The sequence below is a fragment of the Deinococcus aestuarii genome, from assembly GCF_018863415.1.
Taxonomy (GTDB): domain Bacteria; phylum Deinococcota; class Deinococci; order Deinococcales; family Deinococcaceae; genus Deinococcus; species Deinococcus aestuarii.
Map to the genome: position 1 here is coordinate 62,921 of NZ_JAHKSN010000015.1, position 23,179 is coordinate 86,099.

Sequence of the window (23,179 nt, forward strand, 5' to 3'; positions counted from 1 at the left end):
GGGCGCGCTGGGAGGGGCGGTAGGGCCGGAACGGCTGCGCCGTCCATCCCCCTCCCAGCCTTTCGCGGTGCGAGCTGTCCCAGTTCCCCACGAGGGGGAGGAGCCGAGATCAGGTTCCGCCCACTCTATGAGGCACACCGCCCCAGCCTTCATCCCACCTCACGGCAGGAGAGACGGGACGCCGCGCCCAGGAGCACTTCTGCCCGTAGGCCCGGCCGGAAGCCCCGACCGCGTTCAGAGGCTCGCCCCGACCTGCTGCAAGCGGGCGTATACCCCTTCCCGCCGCACGAGTTCGGCGTGCGTCCCCTCTTCGGCGATGCCCTGCTCGGTCAGCACGACGATGCGCCCGGCGTGGCGCACGGTGGAGAGGCGGTGGGCGATCACCAGGGTCGTGCGGCCCCGGGCCAGCCGTTCGAGCGACGCCTGGACCAGCCGCTCGCTCTCCACGTCGAGCGCACTCGTCGCCTCGTCGAAAATCAGGATCGGCGGGTCTTTCAGGAACACCCGGGCGATGCTCAGGCGCTGTTTCTGCCCGCCGGAGAGCCGCACGCCGCGCTGGCCGATGTCGGTGTCGTAGCCCTCCGGCAGGCGGATGATGAAGTCGTGTGCTCCCGCCTGCCGGGCGGCCAGGGCGACCTCCGCCTCGCCCGCTTCCGGGTTGCCGTAGCGGATGTTGTCCCGCACGCTGCCCGCGAAGAGGTACACGTCCTGCTGCACCACGCCGATCTGGCGGCGCAGCGACGCGAGCGTCACGTCCCGGACGGGCACGTCGTCCACCAGAATCCGCCCGCCGCCCACCTCGTAGAAACGGGGGATCAGGGCGCAGAGGGTACTCTTCCCCACCCCCGAGGCCCCGACGAGGGCGACGAACTCCCCGGGCCGGATGTGCAGGTCGAGGTCTCGCAGGACCGGCTCCGCGCCGGGCCGGTACGCGAAGGAGACACGCTGAAACTTGATGTCCCCCCGGACGGGGCCGAGGTCCCGGGCGCCGGGCGCGTCCGTGACGGCGGGCGGGACCTCCATCAGCTCCTGAACGCGCACGAAGCCCGCCAGACCCTCTTGGAGCAGCCGGGCGAGGTTCACGAAGCGCGCGATGGGCTCGATCAGGAGGCCGACGCACAGCAGGTACGTGACGAGTTCGTCCACCCGCAGGCTGCTGCGCAGGATGGTCAGGCTGCCGAACACCAGCACGGCGACCGTCATCAGTTGCGTGAAGGCCGTCATCCCCTGGTAGAAATACGCCTCGTTGCGGTAGCCGTCGTCGCGGCTCTCCACGAAGCGCCCGTTGGCCGCGTCGAAGCGCCCCTGCTCGACCCCCTCGTTCGTGAACGACTGCACGGTGCGGATGCCCGCGAGCGAGTCCTCGACCTGGGCGTTCACGTCTCCGATCCGTTCGCTGCTGCGCAGCATGGCCCGGTGCAGCCGACGGTGGAAGACCAGCGCGTAGGCGGCCATGGGCGGCACGAACGCGAAGAGGAGCCAGGTGAGCCCCGGGTTGATTCCCAGCAGGATGAAAAAGACGCCCGTGAACTTGAACAGGGCGACGGCGAGGTCCTCCGGGCCGTGGTGGGCGAGTTCCCCGATGGCGAGGAGGTCGTTCGTGAGGCGGCTCATCAGGTGCCCGGTGCGCTGCCCGTCGAAGAAGGCAAAGGGTTGGGCCTGAAGGTGCCGGAACAGGTCGCGCCGCAGGTCGCGCTCGATGTACGTGCCCATCATGTGGCCCCGGTAGTCCACGAAGGTGTTCGCGGCGATCTGCAAGGCGACCAGCCCCAACATGCCCCCGCCGACGAGGAGCATCTGGCGCAGGGCCTCCGGGGTGGGCTGGTGCAGGACCGTCCGGGTGACGTACCCGGCGCAGAGGGGAAAGACCAGCAAGGTCCCCGCGACGACAAAGGCGCAGAGGAGGTCGAGGACCAGCGTGCGGCGGTAGGGCCGGTAATACGCGAGGAAAACGCGGAGACGGGACGGCAAGGTGGACTCCTGGGGTCACCGGGGTCCGGTTCGTTTCCGCGGGCGTGGTGCCGTCCGCCCGGCCTGTCTTCCGGCGAGGGGGCCGGGCAGGCGGGTTCGTTCGAGCCTACCTGCTCGGGCGAGGCGTCAAGGCGACTGCGCGTGAAACGTCCGGGCTCCCGGCGGAAAGGGCGCGGGTGGGCTGGACAGACAGGCGACCTTGAGGCATGGGGTTCTCCTTTGGTGATGCTCGGAACTTCCGATGAGGGTAGGCACGGCGGGCCGGGCCCGGCTCCCCGTGATGTGGCCTAGCGCCCTAAGCCGGGAGGCTTAGCGCAGGCACACGGGCGGAGGGTCGGCCCTCCCCTACAGGTACTGCCGGAACCACACCAGGGTCGTGGCCCAGGCGTTTTCCGCCGCGTCGCGCTTGTAATTCTGGCCGGTGTCGTTGTGAAAGGCGTGGTTGGCGCCGGGATAGATCAGGAACTGGTGGCGCACGTTCGCCGCCGCCAGCGCCGCCTCGGTGGGGGCCGCGTTCGACGTGATGCGCGCGTCGCGCCCGCCGTAGATGCCCAGCACCGCCGCCCGGATGTTCGGAACGTCCCCGAACGAGGGAGAGGGCCCGTAGTACGGCACGGCGGCCCGCAGGTCGGGCAGCACCGTCGAGAGGCGCCACGTCATGCCGCCGCCCCAGCAAAACCCCACCATGCCGAAGCGTTCGGCCTGCGCCCCGGGCTGGGCCTTGAGGACCTTGACGGCCTCCAGCGCGTGGGCCACATGCTGTTCGGCGGGCGTGCGGGCGATGAAGGCGGAAATCTGGGCGGTGTCGGTGAAGCGGGCCGTGCCCCCCTCGGGAGACACGAAGTCGGGCGCGAGGGCGATGTACCCGGCCTTGGCGACCCGGCGCGTCACGTCCTTGATGTGCGGCTGGAGGCCCCGGTTCTCGTGGATCACCAGGACGATGGGCGCACTCGCCACCCCGGCGGGGCGGGCGACGTAGGCGAAGTTGGTGCGGCCCAGCGCCTCGTAGGTGAGGTCGCGCGCCTCGATGGCGGGGTCCTGCGGGTCCACCTGGTACGAGTTGCGGGCGGGCTCGTTCTGGGGGGCGGCCCCCTGCGCCTCGGCGAGTTCGGCGGCGCTGACGCCCATCACGCCCAGGGTGGCGAGCAGCGTCCGCGCCCCCAGAATCCCGCCGCCCAGCAGCACGCTGCGGCGCAGGAACTCGCGGCGGGCCATCTCCCCCTCACGGTAGTCCTCGGCGAACTCCTCGGCGACGTAGCGAAACAGGTCCTGCCGGTACTCGCTCATGGCGCTCCTTTCGTGGCCTGTCCATCACACCGGAAAAGGGGCGGCGAAACTGTAAGACCTCCCGGCCCGGGCGCCCCCGGACGCACTTTTTCCCGGCACGCGACCTTTGCCGACGCCCCTCGCGTGAAGGCGTGTGGGGCGTTCACGTCGAGCCCCGGCAGGAGGCCCGGCACCGCCGTCCTCTCCACGAGGTCGCTGCCCGTCGCCGCGCGCCCTCGCCTCCCTCGCACAGCAGGCTCACCGGCCGGGGGCGGGGCGTGGGCCCTCCGGCGCGAGCAGGGCCGCCGTCTGGCGTTCGGGCCGCGTATACGGGGAGATACCGAGCAGGTGGTCGTGCCACGGCAGGGCGCTCCAGGTTAAGCGGACTCCTCCCCTCAGGCGGGCAACGGGACTGGGGTGCGCCGCAACCAGCACCGCGCTCTCGCTGTCTCTGAAGGCAGGCACCGTCCTGGGAACCTTCGCGCGGGCCTTCGGTGATCCGGCGGTCTTCCTGCCGGGCGCCGCCCCCGGCCCGCAGCGTGGGGCGGACGATGCCTCAGAGACCGGCGGGCTGGACGGTCAGGCCGGACGGCCTTTCGAGGGGACGGCCCTCGACGAAGCTATAGTCGTCCGCATAGGTCTCCAGAACGACCTTCCGGGTGAGATCCCCGGTCTGGAGCGGCCGACTCGCCGCCAGGGCCTCGCGCTCCTCGCGGAAGATGACGGGCACGTGGGGGGTGTCGGGGTGCGTCAGCGGCAGGCCATCGACGACGAGGACGAAGTAGCAGGGGATCCGTGCGGCAGCCGTCATAGTTAAAGATTAAGTGAAGGTGTCTGACAAAACTGGCACAACGGCGGCGGCCCCGTCACCGGCGGGGACCTTTAGAATTTCGCCGTGCCGTACACCACCCTGAGCGAACAGATCAAGAACCTCTCCAACCCGCAGAGGAGCGACACCTTTGTCAAGCGGTTCCGCGACGCGGTGCGGGAGGGCGAGCTGGAGGCGGCGGAGTTGCCCCAGCGCTTCACCCTGCCCAAGACCTACCGCAAGCGGGGCAGCGACGAGACTGCCACCCGCGACGTGCGCGAGATGGTGTTCGAGCCCAGCCCCGAGTTCGAGGCCTGGTTCACGCGGGTGAACGAGGAGCTGTCGGCGGGGCGCGAGCGGCGGGCGAGGGTCAAGCCCACCCTGGAGAACATCGAGGCCGGGTCCGTGGATTTCCGGGCGCTCGCCGAGGAGACCCGGCGCAAACTCAACGCGAGCTTCGAGAAGGGACAGACCCTCGGCAAGTCGCGCGCCCAGACCCGCACTCCGTCCGGCAAGGCCGCCAGCAAGACCGGGAGCAAGCGCGGCGCCCGGAAGTAGGCGGCAGGCCGTTCGGCTTGCACCCGAACCCATGGAGGCGTGGACAGGGCCAGCGGTGGCCCCGTCCACGCCTCCGGCCCTGGGTGAGGCTACCTGCCGGGCCGACCTCAGGCGCTCATGGTGCCCAGCAGCCCCTCGCACGCCCGCTCGCAGCGGCGGCAGGACTCGGCGCACACCCCGCAGTGAGGCATGTTCATCTCGCGCGCGTGGCGCTCGCACTCGTCCCCGCAGGCCCGGCAGGCCGCCTGGCAGGCCTGAAGCTGGGCGCGCACCACGCCCCGGTCGGGCTGGGTGAGCCGGGAGAGGACCCGCCCGGTCGCGCCGCACACGTCGGCGCAGTCGAGATTCAGCCGGATGCAGTGGACGAGGTGCGTCAGGTGCTCGCGCTCGGCGAGGCAGGCGTCGGCGCAGGACGAGCAGACGTTCTCGCACCCGAAGCAGGCGTCGATACACTCCGCGAGCGCGCCGAGGTCGAAGACGCTCGCCGGGTTGGGGTGGGTTTCCAGCATCCGGGCGGTGTTCTGCGGCATGGAGGTCTCCTGTATGGCTGAGCGGGTCCGCCCCCGGCGCCCGCCTCGATCTCACGGTGCGGTCCTGATCTGGCGGGGATTCGGTCGCCAGGTCGGGCTGCGGAAGGGGCGGGTCTGGGCGCTCACATCCCCGGGACGAGTTCGACCTTGAGCCAGCCGGGCCGCCGCTCGTCGAACGCCCGGTAGGCCGAGAGCACGTCGCTCATCTCCTCGGCGCGAGAGAGCAGCCCCTCAGGGTCGAGCGTTCCCTGCTGGATCAGGTCGAGGAGGTACGGGATGTATTTGCGGTGGGGCGTATTGCCCATCTTGATCGTGAGGTTCTTGTTCATCGCCGCGCCGATGGGGAAGCTCTGCATGGTGGGCGGGTACACGCCGATGATCGAGAGGGTCCCCGCCTTGCACACCGACTGCACCGCCCATTCGAGGGCCTGGCTGGGCGCGTTCCCCACGTTCCCGGCGGTGCCGTCCGGCGCGACCTGCGAGAGCTGCTCCTCGAACTCCCCCGCCTCCTGGCGGGCCTGCTGAGCCGCCGGGCCGTGGTCGGCGTGCTGGGCGTCCACCCCCACCGCGTCAATCACCCGGTCCACGCCGGTGCCGCCCGTCAGGCGCTTCAGGGTCTCCACCGGGTCTTCCTCGTCGAAGTTGATGGCCTCGGCCCCCTGGTCACTCGCGGTCTCCAATCGGTCGGGAATGCGGTCCACCGCGAAGACGCGTCCGGCGCCCATCAGCTTGGCGGAGGTGATGGCGAACTGCCCGACCGGCCCGCAGCCGAAGACGGCCACCGTGTCCCCGGGCTTGATCTCCGCGAGCTCGGCGCCGAAGTACCCGGTCGGGAAGATGTCCGAGACGAGAATCGCCTGCCCGTCGGTCACGGCGTCGGGAATCTTGACGAGGTTGATGGCCGCAAAGGGCACGCGCGCCTTCTCGGCCTGGAGGCCCTGAACCGGGCCGCTCGCCTTGGGGCCGCCGTAAAAGGCCGTGCCCGCCGAGGGCCCGTTGGGGTTGGCGTTGTCGCACTGGGAGTAGTCGCCCGCGCGGCAGTACGGGCAGTAGCCGCAGCCCATCGTGGAGGGGATCACCACCCGGTCGCCGGGCCGGAAGTTGCGCACGTCGGCGCCCACCTCCTCGACGATGCCCACGCCCTCGTGGCCGAGGATGGTGCCGGGCACCATCTCGCTGAAGGTGCCGTGCACGAAGTGCAGGTCGGTGCCGCAGATCGCCGAGGCGGTCAGCCGTACGATGGCGTCCGTCGGCTGCTCGATCCGGGGGTCGGGAACGTCCTCCAGCCGAATGTCTCCCACGCCGTGCCATACCACTGCTTTCATAGGGCCTCCTGACAGGCTCCATCTAACGGCAGGGGGGGCGGCGGGGACCGCTGAATAAAGGATCGGCCACGGCAGAGTTCACGTTGGGCCCCGTTCCGGCCCGCCGAACCTGCATGAAGCGCCCGCCAAGCGCCCTCTTATGCGCGGCCCCCGGTGGCTCTCTACCCTCCGGCAATGGCGACTTACCGAGGCATGATTTTCGACATCGACGGGACCCTGGTGGACAGCAACGACGCCCACGCCCGCGCGTGGGTGCGGGCCTTTGCCGACGAGGGCATCGAGGTTCCTTTCGAGCAGGTCCGGCCCCTGATCGGCATGGGCGGCGACCAGCTCGTCCCGCGCGTGACGGGCACCGGGAAGGGCGACCCCCGCTACCAGGCCCTCTCGGACGGCTGGAAGCGCCACTTTCAGGAGGAGGAGTTGCCGAACCTGCGGGGGCAGCCGGGGGCGCGCGCCCTGCTCAAGGCCCTGCAAGCGCGGGGCCTGAGGCTGATCGCGGGCACCTCGGCGGACGAGGCGCTCGTCGCGGACCTGCTCAAGATCGCCGGGGTGGAGGACCTGCTCACCGAGCACACCACCGCCTCCGACGTGGAGGCCTCCAAGCCCGAGCCCGACATCGTGCGGGCCGCCGTGACCAAGCTGGGGCTCGCCCCCGCCGAGGTGCTGATGGTGGGCGACACCCCCTTCGACGTGGAGAGCGCGCGGGGGGCGGGCGTGGACACCGTGGCCCTGCGCTGCGGCGGGGACAGCCGTTTCGAGGGCGCCGTCGCCGTGTACGACAGCCCACAGGACTGGCTCGATCAGTTGGCCGCGTCGCCCGTCGCCTGATGCACCGCACCCTCGACCTCAGCGTTCCGGCCCAGGCGACCGACGGGCTGCTCGCGGCCCTCGCGCGGCTGGAGGACGTGATCGGGCTGGGCGTGCACCGGGGCGCGTCGGTCAAGCCGCCCGGCGACGTGATCGTGGTCCACGTCCTCAACCGGGGCGCGGACGAGGTGCTGCGGCTGGCCGGGGAGGTGGGGCCTGAGGTCTCGGTGGTGACGGCGGAGACGAGCAGCATCATCGACCCCCGGCACGGCGCCCGCGTGGAGAACGACGTGGACGAGGCGATCTGGGAGGAGGTCGAGACCGGGCTGCGCCACCAGGGCCGGATCACGCCGAACTTTCTGGCGCTGATGGCCCTGGGCGGCGTGCTGGGCGCGGTGGGCATGGTGAGCGAGGGGGCACCCCAGGCGCTGGCCTTCGTCGCGGCCTCGATCATCACGCCCGGCTTCGAGCCCATCGTGAAAATTGCGCTCGGGGCGGCGCTGGGCCGGGGGAACGTGGTCCGGCGGGGGCTGCGGTCCACGCTGGCGGGGTACGCGGTCTTCGTCCTCGTCGCCGGGCTGACCTTCCTGCTGCTGCGGGCCGCCGGGTCGGCGACCATCCGGGAATTTACCGAGAACACCGAGCTGGCGCGCCTCGCCTCGCCGGGCGGCAAGGACCTGCTCTTCTCGGTGGTGGGGGCGCTTTCGGGCGCCGTCATCATGGCGTCGTACCGCCGCAGCGTGATCGCCGGGGCGCTCGTCGCGCTGGTGCTCATTCCCTCCGCCGCGTCGGTGGGCCTGGCCCTCTCCATCGGTCGCCTCGACCTCGCCCGGCAGGGTCTGGAACGCTTCGGATTGGACGCCCTGCTCGTGGTCGTCCTGGGATGGGCCGTCTTCGCCGTCAAGCAGCGCACCGTCCACCGCCGCGGGCCCCTCGTCTGAGCCCCGTCTCGTGTTGGTCCCGTCGCGGCGGACCCGGCCCACCTTCATCGGCACCGGGGGCGGGCCGCCGAAGCTCTCCACGGTCGCCTGACGGACCGACGTTTCTCCCCCCGACTGGCCGGGTTCATCGGCACGGACTCACGTCACCGCTGGCAGGGACGGGGAGCAGTCAGGCCGGATCGGTGCTCGCCCTGACCGGGGTGTGGACGGGTCGGCCGTGGCCGGGACCCCTGGACAAGGTGGTGAAATGATTGTCGCCGGTCATGGGGCGGGATTTCGGAGAGGTCAGTTCGCGGGATGCCGTGAGCCGCCCGCCGCACGGTGGCGAGACGCACATCGCCATTCGATACATGTTGTCGCTGCGACGCTCCTGGCTTCATAGCTCTTCCTTAGCTTTCTTGTTACATCAAAATACTGCTTCATTCTCCATCCGGGTACAAATGCCGAGCTTGATCGTCCCGAAAAGTTGGCTTTATGTTCATTGGTCCACGGTAACTTTTTAAAGACGATCTCTCTTTATACCTTGGCCGTGCCTTGACGGCAGGAGGAGCGCCATGAATCAGGAACATCTCCAGCAGTTGATTGCCGATGGTCTGGTCGCCATGAAGGCCGGAGGACGTGTCGCGGCGGCGGCCACCGACGAGATTCAGCAGGCCGCCAGCGACCCGGAGTTGAAGTCCGCGCTGGAGGCGGGCAACGAGACGGCCAAGACGTGGCAGACGCGAATCGAGCGGGCGCTGGGTGAGCTTGGGGCCACGGGTGAGGGTGAGAACCCCATTCTTGAGGCCCACTATCAGGTGTCCAGAAAAATCCGCGACACCGCTCAGGACGAGCAGGTGCGCGACCTGGGCATCATTGCCTCGGGGCAACTCGCGCTGCACTACTGGATCGCCGCCTTCGGGACGATGAAGGCGTATGCCCGCCAGTCGGGGCTGGGTCAGACCGAGCAGGAGATGAGCCGGTCGGTGGAAGAGGCCAAGCAGGCCGACGAGCAACACACGGAGATCGCGGCCCGGATCATGGGCTGAGGTCCCTGACCACCACACGCCCGGGGGAGCCGAGACACTCCCCCGAGCGTGTTTCGGGTGTCTCCCCAGGCCAGATACCCTGACGGAGGACGGGAGCTGCACGGCGATCTGGTCCCTCGCTGACCCTGCCCGGCTGCCCGCTGGCGAACCCAATGCCCCCGGCGGGCAATGGGCAGGCCGAAGCGGTGGGTTGGGGCGAGCCCTTCGCTTGCGGGCACAAAGACTAGGGGGCGCAACGCTGACGGCGAGTCCCGTCGAGGTCTCTTCAAAAACAAGACTGGGTTTTGAGCGGCCGCCCACCTACGGTAGGAGCACGCCGACGACGGGAGACACCCGGACCGGGGGCCCACGCGGCAACGGGAGGACATTCATGAAGACCTAGGCCGAGCTGCTCCTTGCCGCCGCTTCTCCCGCGCCCGGCACCCCCATCGGCGACCGGGCAACCGGAGGCCATGCCACCCGAATCAGACCCCGACTGCGACTGCGGCCCCCGTGGCCGCTGTTTTCGTGGGAATGAGGCCTCCCCCCTCGCCGGGCGTCGTAGGCTGACGGCCATGCCCCAGGCCCAGCTCCAGGACACCCAGGTCGTGCGGGACCCCGAAGTCGTGGCGCTGCTGCTCGACGGTCGCCGTGGGCGGTACTTCGAGCCCTTCCTGGGGCGGGCGTGCACCGTGTCCGAGGCGGCGGCGAGCTGCGGGCTGCGGCCCAACGCCATGAGCTACTGGGTCAGGAAGTTCGGGCGGCTGGGGATGGTGCGCGACTCGGGCCCGCGTGAGGAGCGGGGACGGCGGGTGCGGACGTACCGCTCGGTCGCCGACCAGCTCGTGCTGCTGCCCCCGGCGGCGGTCTCGGTGCCCAGCGAGGAATACTTCCGCCGGGAGTGGGACCCGTACTGGGAGCGGTTCATGCGCGGGGCAATCCTCACGTCGCTCGAAGTCGCCGACGTTTGGGCGGCCCGGCTCTACCGCGACGAGGGGGGCCGCCTGCGCCGCGAGGGCTTCCCGCGTTGGTACCTGGACGCGTCCGTCACCCCGGTGAGCATCGTCGGCGCCAACTCGTGGGGCACGCTCCACCTGACCCGCCCGGACGCCGAGGCCCTGCAAGGGGAACTCGACGCGCTGTTCGAACGCTACGCCGCCCGGTCCTCGAAGGGTTCCGACCGCACGCCCTACCTCCTCCACCTGGGCCTCGTCAAGGAACCTCCGACGGCCCCGGAGTGAGGGGGGCCGGAGGTCAGCCCCCGTCCCGGCCCTCCACCGGAAACCAGTCCCGCAGCGCCCCGTAGGCCGCCGCAAACCGCCCGGCGACCTCCGCCCAGTCGTGATCCGGACGGGGTTCAATGGACTCCCCGGTACGCGGAGCCGTCACCCTGGGCTCCTCCCCCGTCACCGCCGCCCGGGCGAGGAGCGCGGCTCCCAGCGCCGAGGCCCCGGGCACCTCCACCCCCTCCAGCGGGCGCCCCAGCACGTCGGCGAGGAGTTGGCGCCACCAGGGGTGGACCGAGCCCCCGCCCGCGAGCCGCAGGGCGGGCCGGTCGGTTTGCGGCAGCAGGAGCAGCGCCTCCCGGATGGAGAGCGCCACCCCCTCGAAGGCGGCGCGGGCGAGGTGTTCCGGCCCGTGCTCCAGCCCCGCGCCGATCCAGCCCCCCCGCGCGTGCGGGTCGAGGTGGGGGGTGCGGTCCCCGGTGAGGTACGGCAGGAACAACAGGCCACGTGAGCCGGGTTCCGCCTCCTGCGCGAGCGCGTAGAACTCTGCCCACTCGCAGCGCAGGGCCCGCCGCGCCCACTCCAGGGCGAGCCCGGCGTTCTGCACGGCGCCGAGGAGGTAGCCGCCCCGGTCCCCCGCCGTGCGGAAGACGTGCAGCCCCCGCCGCGCCTCCGGCAAGGCCTCCTCCCGCAACACGAGCTGTGCCCCCGTCCCGACCGTGAGCTGCACCTGCCCGGCGGGGAGCCCGGTGCCCAGGAGCGCCGCCGCCGTGTCCGCCGCCCCCGCCGCGACGGGCAGGCCGGGGGGGAGCCCCAGGTGCGAGGCTGCCGCGGGGGTGAGGGTCCCGGCCACCGCCGCCGACAGGACGAGCGGCGCGAGCAGGTCGGCACGCAGGCCGAGTGCCCCCACGACCGGGGCGTTCCACCCATCGCGTTCGGGGTCGTAGAGCAGCGTTCCCGAGGCGTCGGAGGGCTCGGCGTGGGCTGCCCCGGTCAGGCGCAGGCGCAGCCAGTCCTTGGGTTGCAGGGCCCAGCGGGCGCGGTCGTAGACCTCCGCCTCGTGCTCCCGCAGCCACAGCAGGGTCGGCCCCGCCATGCCCGCCGTGACGGGGTTGCGGAGGCTGAGGCGCAGGGACCCGGGCAGCCCGTGGTAGGCGCCGAGGACCGAGGAGGCCCGCCCGTCCGCCCACAGCACCGCCGCCCTGAGCGGGGCGCCGTCCGCCGCGCACAGCACCACCCCGTGCATCTGCCCGCAGAGGCCCAGGGCGCGGACGCGCGGGCCGTCCGCCCCGACGACCTCGCGGGTGACGCGGCCCACGGCCTCCCACCACTCCGCCGGGTCGCTCTCGGCCCAGCCGGGGCGGGGGGCCCGGACCGGGTAGGCCCCGCTGCCCTCGCGGAGGGGTGAGCCGTCTTCCCCGAAGAGGGCGACCTTGACGCTCCCGGTGCCGAGGTCAAGGCCGAGGTACATGGGCGCTCCGGGCCGCCGCGTCATCCCCCGGCCAGCGTCTCCCGCTCGCGTTCGGCGCGGAGCTGCTCCAGGCGGCGCTCGTCGGCGAGGGCGTGGATTTCCTGCAACACGTCGTGCTGCACGGCGCGCGAGACGCGGGAGGTCACGGCCCGCACGCGCCCGGGATCGAGCTTGTGGGTGCGGTCCTCCCGCAGCAGGCCGTTCGTCTCCTGCTCGGTGTCGGTGAGCTGGGTGTAGCAGAAACCCGCGATCACGGGGCTGTCGAGCACGGCGTTCAGCAGGTCCTCGTAGCGGGCCAGCAGCGCGTCGGTGTCGGGCAGGGTGCCGTACCCCCACCAGCGGTCCGACTCCGCGGGGGCGTGGCTGAGCCCGCCGAACTCGGTGAGCATCACGGGTTCGTCCTGGCGGTGGTGTCCGGCGAGGTAGAAGTTGCGCCGCGAGGGCTGCACCTCCCGCAGGGTGTGTTCCAGCGCCTCCTGGGAGCTGTAGCGCTCGCGCAGGGTCGCCCCGTCGAGGGCGTAGTCGTGGACCCCCAGGATGTCCCCCTCCACGAGTTCCCAGCCGTCGTTGCCGATGGCCGGGCGGGTGGGGTCGAGCGACTTCGTGAGGTGGTACAGCCCGCGCACGAAGGCCCGCTGCGCTGCGTCGCCCTCCAGGTTGGGCACGCCCCACGACTCGTTGACAGGCACCCAGGTCACGATGCAGGGGTGGTTGTAATCCCGCTCCAGCGCCTCCACCCACTCGCGGGTCAGGCGGCGCTGCGCCTCCGGGGTGAAGACGTAGGCGTTCGCCATCTCGCCCCACACGAGCAGCCCCAGGCGGTCACACCAGTACAGGAAACGCGGGTCTTCCACCTTCTGGTGGATGCGGATGCCGTTGAAGCCGAGTTCCTTGACGAGTTCGGCCTCGCGCCGCAGGGCGTCTTCCGACGGCGCGGCGAGGTGCGACTCGGGCCAGTAGTTCTGCGCGAGCACGAGCCGCAGGTAATAGGGCGAGCCGTTGAGGAGAAACCGCCCGTCGCGCACGCCCACGCTGCGCAACCCCGCGTAGCTGCCCACCTCGTCCACCACGTTGTCGTCCTCGTCGAGGAGGGTGATCCGCGCGTCGATCAGGTTGGGGCGCCGTGGAGTCCACACGAGGTCCTTGCGCTCGGCCCTCAGCCGCAGGGGGTCGATCTCGATCTCGCGGCGGATCTCCTGGCCCTCCAGGGCATAGGTGTCGTCGGCGAGGCGCCTGCCCCGGAGGCTCAGCCGCACGCGCACGCGCAGGCCCTCTCCCCCCGCCCGGTTCAGCCGCAGGTGCAGGCCGAGCTGTCCCCGGTCCACGTCCGGCGTCCAGCGCAGGGTCTGGATATGGGTGCGCGGCACGGCCTCCAGCCACACGGGCTGCCAGATGCCGGTCGTGCGGTGGTACCAGATCGCGTGCGGCCTCTCCTCCCAGTCCTGCTTGCCGCGCGGCTGGGCGAGGTCGTGGGGATCGTCCTCGGCCCGCACCACGACGACCTGCGTCTCCCCCGGCACCAGGGCGGTGGTCAGGTCGGCGGTGAAGGGCGTGTGCCCCCCCTCGTGCTCGGCGACGAGGCGGCCGTTGACCCACACCGAGGCGCGGTAGTCCACCGCCCCGAAGTGGAGCAGGACGCGGCCCGCGCGGTCCTCCCCGGGCACCGTGAAGGTGCGGCGGTACCACACGACCGGGTGGTAGCCCGTCTCGCGCAGCCCGCTCGCCTGCGACTCGGGCGGGAAGGGCACGGTGATCTGCCGGCCAAACACGTCCTCGCGCCCGAACCAGCGCTCGTCCAGCCCCACGCCCTGGTCGTCGTGCGCGAAGCCCCACACGCCGCCGAGGTCGTCCCAGCGTTCGCGGGTGAGCTGCGGGCGGGGGTGGAGGGAGGGGGACGCCGGGGACTGCGGGGCCTGTTCGTTCACGGGGGTTGCTCCTGGGAGGGGGGCGGGACGCCGGGGACCTGTCTTCCCCGGCAGGGGGCATGAAGACGCCGCGATCATACGGCTTCGGGCCGCAGGGGCTTCCAACAGCCTGCCCGCCGCCTGCGCCGGGGAGCCGGGGGGGGAAGCGGGCAACAGCGGAGGCGGCCCGGTCCACTGGAAAGACCGGGCCGCCTCCGGCGGGTTGGGCTCAGGCCAGCGTCACTTCGGGCAGACGTTGACCGGCGAGGCCGAGTTGCGCGGCGCCACCGCCCCCGACGTGAGGTCGGCGGCCGCGTCGGTGTCGGTACAGCCCCCGTTCGCGCGGCTGAGGCTGGTGGTGGTCGTCAGGCCGGAGTACGAGACGTAATCGCGCACGTTCGCATTCGCCCGGTCGGTCACCGCCGTCGTCCCCTCGGCGATCAGGACCTGACCCGCCGAACCGCTCATGTTGATCGTGCCCGTCGCGTCGGGCGTCGGCAGGGTCGCCGTGCCGCCCGCTCCCGCCGCCTGCTGCACGAGGTAATACCCGCCGGGGGCGAGGTTGAAGCTCGTCAGGGGCGTGACCTGCCAGGAGGTGCCCGTCGCGCTCGCGTACTGCACCGAGTACCCGGCGAGGTTCACGGCCTCGCTCCCGGCGTTGAAGATCTCGATGAAGTCGTTCTTATAGACCGAGCCCGAGTTCCCGCCCCCGCCGAAGACCTGGCTGACCACGAGCTTGGCGCCGCCCGTGGGCACCGCGTTCACGGTCACGCTCTGGGTGGCGGTCCGGGTCTCCCCGCTCGCCGTGGCGGTCACGGTGACCGCGAACGTCCCGGCGGCGGCGAAGGTGTGCGTGGCCCCCGTCGCGGTCGGCGCGAGCGTCTCCTCGGCGCTGCCGTCGCCCCAGTTCACCTTCAGGCTGTCCAGGGCCGCGTTCGTGCCGATGCTCAGCGTGTACGCCTGCCCCGCCGTCACGCTCGCCGCGCCCGTGGCGGTCACGCCCAGGGGCTGACGCACCTCGTCGCGGGTGAGGTTCAGGCCGATCAGCACCGGGTCGTGGTCGCTCGCGCGGAAGGCATTGGGCTGGTACAGGTCGGGGGTCGTGCAGGAGGTGCCCGTGCAGTTGGGGTTGTTCTTGAACTCGACGTTGTAGTCGATGAAGGTGGGCTCGTCCGCGTTGATATGCCACTCGGTGATGCCGGTGACCTGCGTGTCGAGGTTCGTGGAGGCGAGCGCGTGGTCGAGGTAGCCGAAGAGGCCGCCGAACTGGTACGAGTAGCGGTCCTCGGCGGGGACGCGCTTGTTCTCGCTCACGAAACCGCCCGCCACAATCGCCTTGATGGGGTCCTCGTCACCGTAGGCGTTGAAGTCGCCCATCAGGAGAACGTCCTGGTCGCCGCTGCGGGTCTTGAGGCGGTCCACGAAGCCCAGGAGCTTTTGCGCCTGCTGCACGCGCAGCTCGTTCCAGCAGCCCTGCCCGGTGTCCACGTCGCCGCTCGTGGGGCAGCTTCCCTTGCTCTTGAGGTGGTTGGCGACGACGGTCAGCACGCCGCCCGTGGTCTTGTCCTGGAAGGTCTGGGCGACGGGCGGGCGGCTGTACACGTTGTCCGCGTTGTCGTCCACCACCGGGCTGCCCACGGGCGTCACGCGGGCGGGCTTGTAGATCAGGGCGACCTTGATGGCGTCCGTGCCGACCACGCCCGTCTGCACCGCCGCGTAGGTCTCCTTGCCGTACGCCTCGTTCAGCCCGCTCACGAGGTCGCCCAGGGCGATGTCCCCGTTGTTCTGCACCTCCATCAGGGTCACGATGTCGGCGTCGAGCCCCTTCAGCGCGGCGACGACCTTGGCCTTCTGGCGGGCGAACTCGTACGCGCTGTTCGCCCCCCGGTCCGCGCCCGTGAAGGTCGTGAAGTAGTTCAGCACGTTCGCGCCCGCGACCTTGAGGGTGCCGCCCACATCCTTGGGCTTGTCCTGGCGCGGGTTCTCGTTCACGAAGGTCACGGTCCCGGTCGGCTCGACCTTGAAAGCGTCGTTGCCGTAGCGCAGCACGCCGGTCAGGCCGGTCACGGTGTCCCCGGTGCGGCGGGTGTTCTGCGCGTCGAGGTAGGGCACCGTCGCCGGATTCTGGCGGCTGCTGCCGTCGTCGAGCACGATGCGCCGCGCGCCCTGCTCGGCGGTCGTCGTCGCCACGTTGCCGTTCGTGGGGTTGAAGAGCCGTCCGCCCGCCGCGAGGCCGAGTTCGCCGTAGCGCCCCAGGCCGAAGTTGTCCGTGACGGTGAGCTTTTCCGGGAAGGTGACGAGCATCCCCTCATAGCGCTCAAGGTCGTTGAAGGGGGCCTTCACCTCCACCGGCTTCACGACGAGGCCGCCCGCGCACTTCGTGAAGTTGCTCAGCGTGTCGAGCTGGGTGGCGGTGGCCGCGAGCCGGTCGCTGGCCGCCTTGAACTCGCGCACCACGCCCGTGAACTGCACGAGGTCGCCGGGCGCGACGTTCTGGGGCGCGGCGCCCGTGAACACGAAGAGACCGTCGCTCGTCGCCGCGTCACCGTCGCCCTTCGCGTCCTGGAGGAAAAAGCCGCCCAGGCCCGTCTGGTAGTCGCCCGTGACCACGCCACGCACGGTCACGCTCTGACCCAAAAGGGGGCTAGTCGCGCCGCTCCCCTGGATAGCGGGGATGGCCGTGATCGGCCCGGCGGCCACCGGGCAGCTCGCCACCGCCGTCAGGGTCACACCGACCTTCGCGCCCCCCTCGCTGAGATTGAAGGTCTGCTCCCCCTGCTGGGTCACCTGCCCGTCCGCGCTGACACCCTGCACGGTGACGGTGAGGCCGCGCGCCGTGGGGACATTCGTGAACTGCGCGGTGGCCTGCTCGCCCTCCACCCTGAGGGATTGGCTGAGGTCGCCGAGCCGCGCGGTGAGGGTGCTCCCCGCCAGCACGGGCGAGGCGGTCACCGTCACCGTGGCCGTCACGCGGGTGAGCGCCGGGGCGGTGGTCGTCTTGCCGCTCGCCGTGTTGATCTCCGCCGTCCCCCGGTACAGCACCACGGCCCGGTCGGCATGGTCGAAGGCACGGATGACCACCTGGTACTTGGGATCGCCGTTCGGGAGGTCACCCAGCACGACGGTGGCCTGCCCGTCCCTGGGGGTCGCCGTGAAGGTGCGGGGCGAGCTCAGCTTGCCGCCGCTGAGTTCGGCGGTCACGAACTTGACCTCGGCCGGGACCTTCACGGCGAGGGCGGCGTCCTTCTGGGCGAGGGCCTGAACGCCGGTATCGGCGCCGAGGGCACCGGGAGTGGCCGTCTCACCGCACGCGGCGAGCAGCAGGGAGCAGGACAGAGCCAGGATGGATAAACGCATGGTTCTCCTTGAGAAGAAGGGGAATAGGTTGAGGGGGTAGCAACCGCACAGGAGAAGAGCACATTTTCGCCATCGAAACTTCAGATGGATTACATTTCTCGCCGCTCGGGAGGATCGCGCGGGAACGAGTGGCCGGATGGAGAGGACTCAAGGCGGTGGGCCTCCCCGACCGCCGCTCCTCCTTGCGGGAGCCCGGACGTCCGCACGGTGTGGTCAAGGAAGCGCCCGGCACCTCTTCCACATCCTTCCGTGGGGGTGCCGGGCGCGATGCTCCGTCTCAGAAAGCGTGAGGCTTCACTTCTCCTGCCCCAGCGCGAAGCCCTTGGAAAACTGCTCCTGAAGCAGCGTGAACACGAGGAGGGGCGGCAGCAGGGTCACGATGGCGCCCGCCATCACGGCGCCCCAGTCGGTCTGCCCGCCCACGTCGATGAGCTTGCGCAGGCCCACCTGCACGACCTGCCGCTCGTCGCTCTGCATGATGACCAGCGGCCAGAGGTACTGGTCCCACGCGAACACGAACTGGATCACCGCGAGGGCGCCGATGGTGTTCACGCTCAGCGGCAACAGCACGTGGCGCAAGAAGAGCAGCGGCCCGCACCCGTCGATCCGGGCCGCGTCCGCCAGGGAAGTGGGGATATTCAGGAAATGCTGCCGGAAGAGGAAGGTCCCCGTCGCCGAGGCCAGGAACGGCACGATGATCGCCAGGTACGAGTTCGCCCATCCCAGCCGCGAGGACACGAGATCGAACAGGGCGACGATCAGGAGTTCGGTGGGCAGCATCAGCGTGAAGAGCACCAGCGCGAAGGCCACCGAGCGCAGCGGGAAGCGGAAGTACACGAACGCGAGGGCGGCGAGGACCGAAAGCGTCGTCTTCCCCACCACGACGGCGATGGTCACGATGAACGAGTTGAGCATGTACCGCCCGAGGTTCGCCTCGGTCCAGACCCGCTCCAGGTTGGTGAGGAAGGCGCCGCCGGGGAGCAGGCTGGGCGTCACGACCTGATCGCTCGTCTGGGTGGCCTTGATCAGGGCGAACAGCAGGGGCACCCCCACGAGAAACACCGCCACGATCAGGGCCGCGTGCGTCAGGGCGTGGGAGAGGCGCCTGCGCCCGCTGGCAGACGGCGCGGCCCGCCGGACCTCCACCCGCTCAAGCGCCATAGTGGACTCTCCGGCTGCCGAAGCGGAATTGCAGCAGCGTGATCGCGCCGACGAGCACGAGCATCAGCACCGCCTGCGCCGCCGCGAGCCCGGTGCGGAAGTTGCGGAAGGCGTCCTCGTAGAGCTGATAGATCAGAAAGGTCGTCGCGCCCGCCTGCCCCTGGATCGGCCCGCCGCGCGTCAGGATGTCGACCAGGCCGAAGGAGTCGAAGAGGGCGTACACGACGTTCGTGAAGAGCAGGAAGAACGTCATGGGCGACAGCAGCGGCACCACGATCCGCCAGAAGCTCTGCGTGCCGCTCGCCCCGTCGATCTCGGCGGCCTCCAGCACCTCCCCCGGCAGGTTGGTCAGCGCCGCGAGGTAAAAGACGACGTTGTAGCCCAGCCCCTTCCACACGGCGGCGGCGGTCACCAGCCCGAAGGCGAGGGTGGGGTCGTCGAGCCAGCGGGGCCGGAGGCCGAACAGCGAGCCGAGAAGCTGGTTCACCGCGCCGATCTCGGGGTTGAAGAGGAAAAGCCACAGCGTCCCGGCGACCGCCGGGGAGAGCGCGTAGGGGAAGATCAGGAGCAGGCGGTAGATGCGCCCACCCCGGATCGGGCGGCTCGCCAGCCACGCGAGGCCGAGGCCGAGCCCCAGCCCCAGCACCACCACGAGCGCCACGAAGGCCAGGGTCTGCCCCACGACCTGCCGGTAGACCGGGCTACTCAGCAGCTCGCCGAAGTTGGCGAAACCGACGAACTGCTGGGTTCCCAGGACGATGTTGCTGCGGTAGGTGCTCAGGCCCAGGGTCTGCGCGGCGGGCAGGTACAGGAAGAGGGCGAGGACGACCAGGGTGGGCGCGAGGAAAAGCCACGGCAGCAACCGGCTCCGGAAGGCGGGGGCGGCCTGGGTCTCGCGGACGGCGGGGGCCGCCTCGGGTGGGGTGGTGGGCAGGGCGGTCATGGGGCCTCCGGGAATCAGCAAGGGCAGCAAGGAGAACCGCGCGGCGCACGCCCGCCTGGTGCCGGGATGCGCGCCACGCGGGCGGGAGTTCAGCGGAAGTTGGCGTTGTACTCGCGCAGGGCGGCGTCCACGCGGGCCTTGGTGTCCTTCATGGCCGCGTCCACGCCCGTGCCGCCGAGGACCTTCTGGAGCCCTTCCTCCACGATCTTGCGCGTCTGGATGGCGGTGCCGTTCAGGGCCCCCGCCGAGGCGACGTTGGGCGTCGTGCGCAGGAGCTGGTTAAAGGCCACGAGTTGCAGCGGCGTCTGCTTGAACCACCCCTGCTGGCGCAGCAGCGCGATGGAGGAGTTGCGCACCGGGTAGTAGCCCGTGAGCTTATGCCAGTCGGCCATGTTCGGCGTGTTCGTCATGTACAGGGCGAAGTCGAGCGCGGCCTCGGCCTGGGGCCTCGGGATGTTCCTGGCGACCCACAGGCTCGCGCCGCCGATCACCACGCCGTTGCGCTTCACCCCATCGGGAATGGGCAGCACGCCGATCCCGAGCTGGAAGCCCGCCTTCTTCGCCGAGTCGCTCACGTTGCCGATGTCGGCGGTGGAGTTGATGTTGAACACGGCCTTCTGGTTGCTGAAGATCGCGTTGCCGCCGTCGGTGTCGGCGAGCTTGCCGGTGTAGGTGTAGTAGCCCTTGTCGTTCACGTCCTTCATGAACTGGAAGACGTTGCGCGCGGCGGGCGAGTCGAGGTTGCTCTCGGTCGCGCGGCCCTGGCGCCCGTTGCCGTTGTTCACGAGCTGCGCGTTCTGCTCGCTCATCCACTGCTCGACGAACCAGCCGTAGAGCGCCGCGCTCAGGCACTTGGCGTCGAGGTTCGCCGCCTTGATCTTCTCGCAGGCCTGGAGAAGTTGCCCGAAGGTGGCGGGGGGCCGGGTGACGTCCAGACCCGCCTTCCTCATCAGGTTCTTGTTGAAGTACAGCACCGGGCTCGACGAGTTGAAGGGCAGCGAGTTCACCTTGCCCCCAATCGTGTAGTAGTTGATCACCGGCTTGATGTAGTCGCTGAAGTCCACCGCCTTGATCCCGCTGACGGGCTGGAAGACCCCCGAGTCCAGCGCGAGCTGGCTGCCGACCTCGAAAATCTGCACCAGGGCGGGCGGCTTGTTCTGCCGCGCGGCGAGGATGGTCGCCTGGAGCGAGTCGTTGTACCCGCCCTTGTACGCGGGCACGACCTTCACACCCGGGTGCTGCTTGTTGTACTCGTCGGCGCGGGCCTGAATCCACCCGGCGCGCTTGGCGTCCCCGAAGGAATGCCAGAAGTCCACGGTGACGGTCTGGGCCGAGGCGGTGCCGAGCAGGGCGAGCGTGAGCGCGAGCTGTTTCATGGGTCCTCCGGTGAGGGGAAAGTAGGGGGCCGGGGTCAGGGGGCCGTCACGCGGCGGGCTGGGCCGTCCGCCCCCTCCACGCCCCGTGCCGGAACTGAACTGAGATTTGTGAGCCCAGCATACACCCGCCCTAGCGCGCCGCGAGCAAGACCTCCGGCACGTCCCCGATCAAGCCGTCCACCCCGAGGGCCACCAGACGGCGCGCGAGGTCCGGGTCGTTCACCGTCCACACGTTCACCCGCCAGCCGCGCCGCCGGGCCGCCTCCACGAGCGCGGGCGTGACCAGGGTACGGCGCGGGTGCAGGGCGCTGACCCCCAGCCGCGCGGCGATCAGGGGTGCCAGTCCGGGGGCGCGGTCGAAGAGGAAACCGCGCCCCACCTCCGGGGCCGCGTTCCGCAGGGCCGCGAGGAAGAGGGGATTGAAGCTCGACACGATGGTGGAAGGCCCCAGCCCGTGACGGCGCAGCAGCTCGGCGGTGCCGGGCACCCGGTCGTCGGGGCGCGTGGACTCGTACTTGAGTTCGACATTGAGGAGGGCGCCCGTGTCCGCCGCCCAGGCGCAGACCTCCTCCAGCGTGGGCACGGGGTGGGGGGCGAGCTGCGCCCGGGTCAGGTCCGCCAGCCGCCGCCCGTCGAAGAGGGCCTCGTCGTGGTGGACCACCAGCGTGCCGTCGGCCAATCTCCGCACGTCGAGTTCCACCCCGTCGAGCCCGGCGTCCAGGGCCGCCTGGAAGCTGGGCAGGGTGTTCTCGCGGTGCTGGCGGGGCGAGCCCCGGTGGCCGAGCAGGAGGGGGCGGGTCATGCCGGGCATCGTACCGGGCTTCACGGCGGGGGGGCCGTGGGCTACCCTCAGCCTCAGGACGCCGACCGACCGACCCCTTGCCCGAGGTGCATGATGAGCAGCCAACCAGACCCCGCCGCCCACGACCTGCTGAACGCCGTCACCGCCTGGCAAGGGGGGGAAGGCAGCCGGGACGCCGTGATCGGGGGGCTGACCCGCCTGGACGGTGGGGAGGGCGATCTCGTCGGGCAGGTGATCGGGGAGCTTTTCCAGCAGGTCCGCGCGAGACCGCCCGCCGAGGCCGGGGGCCAGAGCACGGACCTCTGGCGGGCCGAGCTGATGGCCTGCCGGGCGAGGACGTGGGGCTCGCCCACGAATGCCGGGCTGCTCGTCGGCCCCACGGTCCTGATCCTGACCGACGGGCGCCAGGGGGTGGTGGTGTCCGCCCAGGGCACGCGGTCCCTCAAGAGCAGCGTCAGCGCCTCCCTGCTGCTGCTCGCCCAGACCATCGTGCTCGCCGACGACGCGGTGGACGCGCAGGAGGTGGGCCGGTTGCGCGAGCAACGCATCGAATCGACCTCCACGTCCCTGTCGGAGATCAAGCCCGTTCAGTAACCGGGGGCAGGCCCTCAGCGTCCCCACAGCATCCGGCTTGCCCCGGCCTGTACGCTCGGCCATGCTCAGGCTGTGGGGTCGGCGGGGTCACGCCCTGGTGGATTACGCGACGGCACCCGCTCTGTACGCGGCGGCGCGGTGGGCAGGGCTGAGGGGCACCCCGCTGCGGTGGGCGGACCTCTTCGTGGGCCTGATCCTGCTCGCCGTGACGACGACGCGGACCCCCCTCGGCGTGGTGCGCGTGGTGCCCTTCCCGTGGCACGGGCGGGCGGAACTGGCGAGCGCCTTGGTGCAGTTCGCCCTGCCGTGGCTGGCGGGCTTTTCCCGGGAGAGGCGGGCGCGCGCTTTTTTCCTCGCCTTCGCCACGTACAACCTCCTGGTGTGGTGGGCGACGGACTGGGGGGCGGAACGGTCAGCGGGTCGCCGCCCTCCACCCCTCTGAGCTCACCGGGCTCGGGTGGCAGCAGAGCGAGGCACCGGCGTGGAGCGGTTCCCGTAGACGTAGTGGAAGACAGCCACGTTTCACCTGTGAAACCGGGCGGGCGCCTGAACTCCCGCTCGCCCGGTCTGCCGAGGCCCACCCTGGCGCCCCTTCAGGTCTGCCGCGTCTCCAGGTACTCGGCGAGGCGGTCCCACGTCTCGGTCACGCCCTGCACCATGCCCATCTCCATGACCGTTCTCAACGCTTCCTCGGAGTCGTAGACGGCGCGGTTGACGACCCTCGTTCCGCCCTCGACCGTCTCGAAGGTCAACGTCGAGAGGGTCGACGGCATCGTCTCGTTGACGTTGCCCTCCGCGTCCGAGAAGGAATCGGTGAGGCTGAGGCGCGCCGGGACCTCGATCTCCCGGTAGATGCCCAGGCCCCAGGATTCCATACCGTAGAACTCGCCCTGAGTCTTGTCGGTGCACCTCATGCAGTAATGCCACCTGCCTCCCGGACGGAAGTCCACGGTGCAGAAGGGCACCTCCCAGCCGCGCGGGCCCCACCACTGGCGGAGATGCTCGGCCTGCGAGAACGCGCCGAAGACCAGCTCGCGGGGGGCCTTGAAGACGCGCTCCAGCACGAGAACCCGGCTCTCTTCGACGTTCGAGATCATGGCGGAAGCTGCGGTGCCGGTCATGGAAAACCTCC

The 23,179-nt window shown here is 70.7% G+C and carries 20 protein-coding genes; 7 read left to right on the forward strand and 13 right to left on the reverse strand.

The window, feature by feature from the left end; translation table 11 throughout:
- Window positions 1–234: 234 nt before the first annotated feature.
- The 3 genes from IC605_RS16625 to IC605_RS16635 all read right to left on the reverse strand — a co-directional run bounded on the left by IC605_RS16625 (window position 235) and on the right by IC605_RS16635 (window position 4,048).
- Entirely contained in the window at window positions 235–1,971 is a 1,737-nt protein-coding gene (locus tag IC605_RS16625; RefSeq protein WP_216326705.1) for an ABC transporter ATP-binding protein, read from the reverse strand.
- 345 nt (window positions 1,972–2,316) lie between these two features.
- Complete coding sequence (locus tag IC605_RS16630; protein ID WP_216326708.1) at window positions 2,317–3,258, reverse strand: dienelactone hydrolase family protein; 942 nt, start codon at window positions 3,256–3,258, stop codon at window positions 2,317–2,319.
- A 535-nt stretch (window positions 3,259–3,793) separates the two neighbouring features.
- The gene (locus IC605_RS16635; RefSeq protein WP_216326711.1) at window positions 3,794–4,048 is read right to left on the reverse strand and encodes a hypothetical protein; all 255 of its coding nucleotides are present in this window, start codon (window positions 4,046–4,048) and stop codon (window positions 3,794–3,796) included.
- 84 nt (window positions 4,049–4,132) lie between these two features.
- Here IC605_RS16635 and IC605_RS16640 point away from each other — a divergent pair, with 84 nt between their 5' ends.
- On the forward strand, window positions 4,133–4,603 hold the full coding sequence (locus IC605_RS16640; protein WP_216326713.1) for a hypothetical protein: 471 nt from the start codon (window positions 4,133–4,135) through the stop codon (window positions 4,601–4,603).
- Between the two features lie 107 nt (window positions 4,604–4,710).
- Here IC605_RS16640 and IC605_RS16645 read toward each other — a convergent pair whose 3' ends face one another.
- Together IC605_RS16645 and IC605_RS16650 are read right to left on the reverse strand one after the other, a co-directional pair.
- The gene (locus IC605_RS16645) at window positions 4,711–5,133 is read right to left on the reverse strand and encodes a four-helix bundle copper-binding protein (protein WP_216326716.1); all 423 of its coding nucleotides are present in this window, start codon (window positions 5,131–5,133) and stop codon (window positions 4,711–4,713) included.
- 122 nt (window positions 5,134–5,255) lie between these two features.
- Window positions 5,256–6,458: a zinc-dependent alcohol dehydrogenase gene (locus IC605_RS16650; RefSeq protein WP_216326719.1), complete on the reverse strand. Its 1,203-nt coding sequence runs from the start codon at window positions 6,456–6,458 to the stop codon at window positions 5,256–5,258.
- Window positions 6,459–6,632: 174 nt separating this feature from the next.
- Here IC605_RS16650 and IC605_RS16655 point away from each other — a divergent pair, with 174 nt between their 5' ends.
- From IC605_RS16655 to IC605_RS16670, 4 genes are all read left to right on the forward strand, one after another.
- Window positions 6,633–7,286 (forward strand): HAD family hydrolase, encoded by a 654-nt coding sequence (locus IC605_RS16655; RefSeq protein ID WP_216326722.1) that lies wholly within the window; start codon window positions 6,633–6,635, stop codon window positions 7,284–7,286.
- Window positions 7,286–8,206, forward strand: a complete 921-nt coding sequence (locus IC605_RS16660) for a DUF389 domain-containing protein (protein ID WP_216326725.1) — start codon at window positions 7,286–7,288, stop codon at window positions 8,204–8,206. The genes IC605_RS16655 and IC605_RS16660 overlap by 1 nt, the downstream gene beginning before the upstream one ends.
- Window positions 8,207–8,760: 554 nt before the next feature.
- Window positions 8,761–9,234, forward strand: coding sequence for a DUF892 family protein (locus IC605_RS16665; RefSeq protein WP_216326729.1), 474 nt, complete (start codon window positions 8,761–8,763; stop codon window positions 9,232–9,234).
- Window positions 9,235–9,788: 554 nt separating this feature from the next.
- Window positions 9,789–10,454: a hypothetical protein gene (locus IC605_RS16670; RefSeq protein WP_216326732.1), complete on the forward strand. Its 666-nt coding sequence runs from the start codon at window positions 9,789–9,791 to the stop codon at window positions 10,452–10,454.
- Window positions 10,455–10,467: 13 nt separating this feature from the next.
- Here the strand turns inward: IC605_RS16670 and IC605_RS16675 are convergent, their stop codons facing one another.
- The 7 genes from IC605_RS16675 to IC605_RS16705 all read right to left on the reverse strand — a co-directional run bounded on the left by IC605_RS16675 (window position 10,468) and on the right by IC605_RS16705 (window position 21,462).
- Window positions 10,468–11,910 (reverse strand): xylulokinase, encoded by a 1,443-nt coding sequence (locus IC605_RS16675; RefSeq protein WP_216326735.1) that lies wholly within the window; start codon window positions 11,908–11,910, stop codon window positions 10,468–10,470.
- A 20-nt stretch (window positions 11,911–11,930) separates the two neighbouring features.
- A complete protein-coding gene (locus IC605_RS16680) occupies window positions 11,931–13,835 on the reverse strand; it encodes a glycoside hydrolase family 2 protein (RefSeq protein ID WP_343216645.1) in 1,905 nt (634 codons plus the stop codon).
- 219 nt (window positions 13,836–14,054) lie between these two features.
- On the reverse strand, window positions 14,055–17,171 hold the full coding sequence (locus tag IC605_RS16685; RefSeq protein ID WP_216326741.1) for an ExeM/NucH family extracellular endonuclease: 3,117 nt from the start codon (window positions 17,169–17,171) through the stop codon (window positions 14,055–14,057).
- A gap of 294 nt (window positions 17,172–17,465) precedes the next feature.
- Window positions 17,466–18,332, reverse strand: coding sequence for a carbohydrate ABC transporter permease (locus IC605_RS16690; RefSeq protein WP_216326744.1), 867 nt, complete (start codon window positions 18,330–18,332; stop codon window positions 17,466–17,468).
- On the reverse strand, window positions 18,322–19,275 hold the full coding sequence (locus IC605_RS16695) for a carbohydrate ABC transporter permease (protein ID WP_216326748.1): 954 nt from the start codon (window positions 19,273–19,275) through the stop codon (window positions 18,322–18,324). Before IC605_RS16695 ends, IC605_RS16690 begins: the two co-directional genes overlap by 11 nt.
- Before the next feature lie 89 nt (window positions 19,276–19,364).
- On the reverse strand, window positions 19,365–20,651 hold the full coding sequence (locus IC605_RS16700) for an ABC transporter substrate-binding protein (RefSeq protein WP_216326750.1): 1,287 nt from the start codon (window positions 20,649–20,651) through the stop codon (window positions 19,365–19,367).
- Between the two features lie 130 nt (window positions 20,652–20,781).
- Window positions 20,782–21,462 carry a glycerophosphodiester phosphodiesterase gene (locus tag IC605_RS16705; RefSeq protein WP_425514228.1) on the reverse strand — a complete coding sequence of 227 codons (681 nt, stop codon included), beginning with the start codon at window positions 21,460–21,462 and terminating at the stop codon, window positions 20,782–20,784.
- An 84-nt stretch (window positions 21,463–21,546) separates the two neighbouring features.
- On the opposite strand from IC605_RS16705, the gene IC605_RS16710 reads away from it, so the two are divergent.
- Both IC605_RS16710 and IC605_RS16715 read left to right on the forward strand, forming a co-directional pair.
- Window positions 21,547–22,047: a hypothetical protein gene (locus IC605_RS16710; RefSeq protein WP_216326757.1), complete on the forward strand. Its 501-nt coding sequence runs from the start codon at window positions 21,547–21,549 to the stop codon at window positions 22,045–22,047.
- 61 nt (window positions 22,048–22,108) lie between these two features.
- Window positions 22,109–22,489 (forward strand): hypothetical protein, encoded by a 381-nt coding sequence (locus IC605_RS16715; protein ID WP_216326760.1) that lies wholly within the window; start codon window positions 22,109–22,111, stop codon window positions 22,487–22,489.
- A gap of 151 nt (window positions 22,490–22,640) precedes the next feature.
- Here the strand turns inward: IC605_RS16715 and IC605_RS16720 are convergent, their stop codons facing one another.
- Window positions 22,641–23,168, reverse strand: coding sequence for an SRPBCC domain-containing protein (locus tag IC605_RS16720; protein ID WP_216326762.1), 528 nt, complete (start codon window positions 23,166–23,168; stop codon window positions 22,641–22,643).
- Window positions 23,169–23,179: the final 11 nt, after the last annotated feature.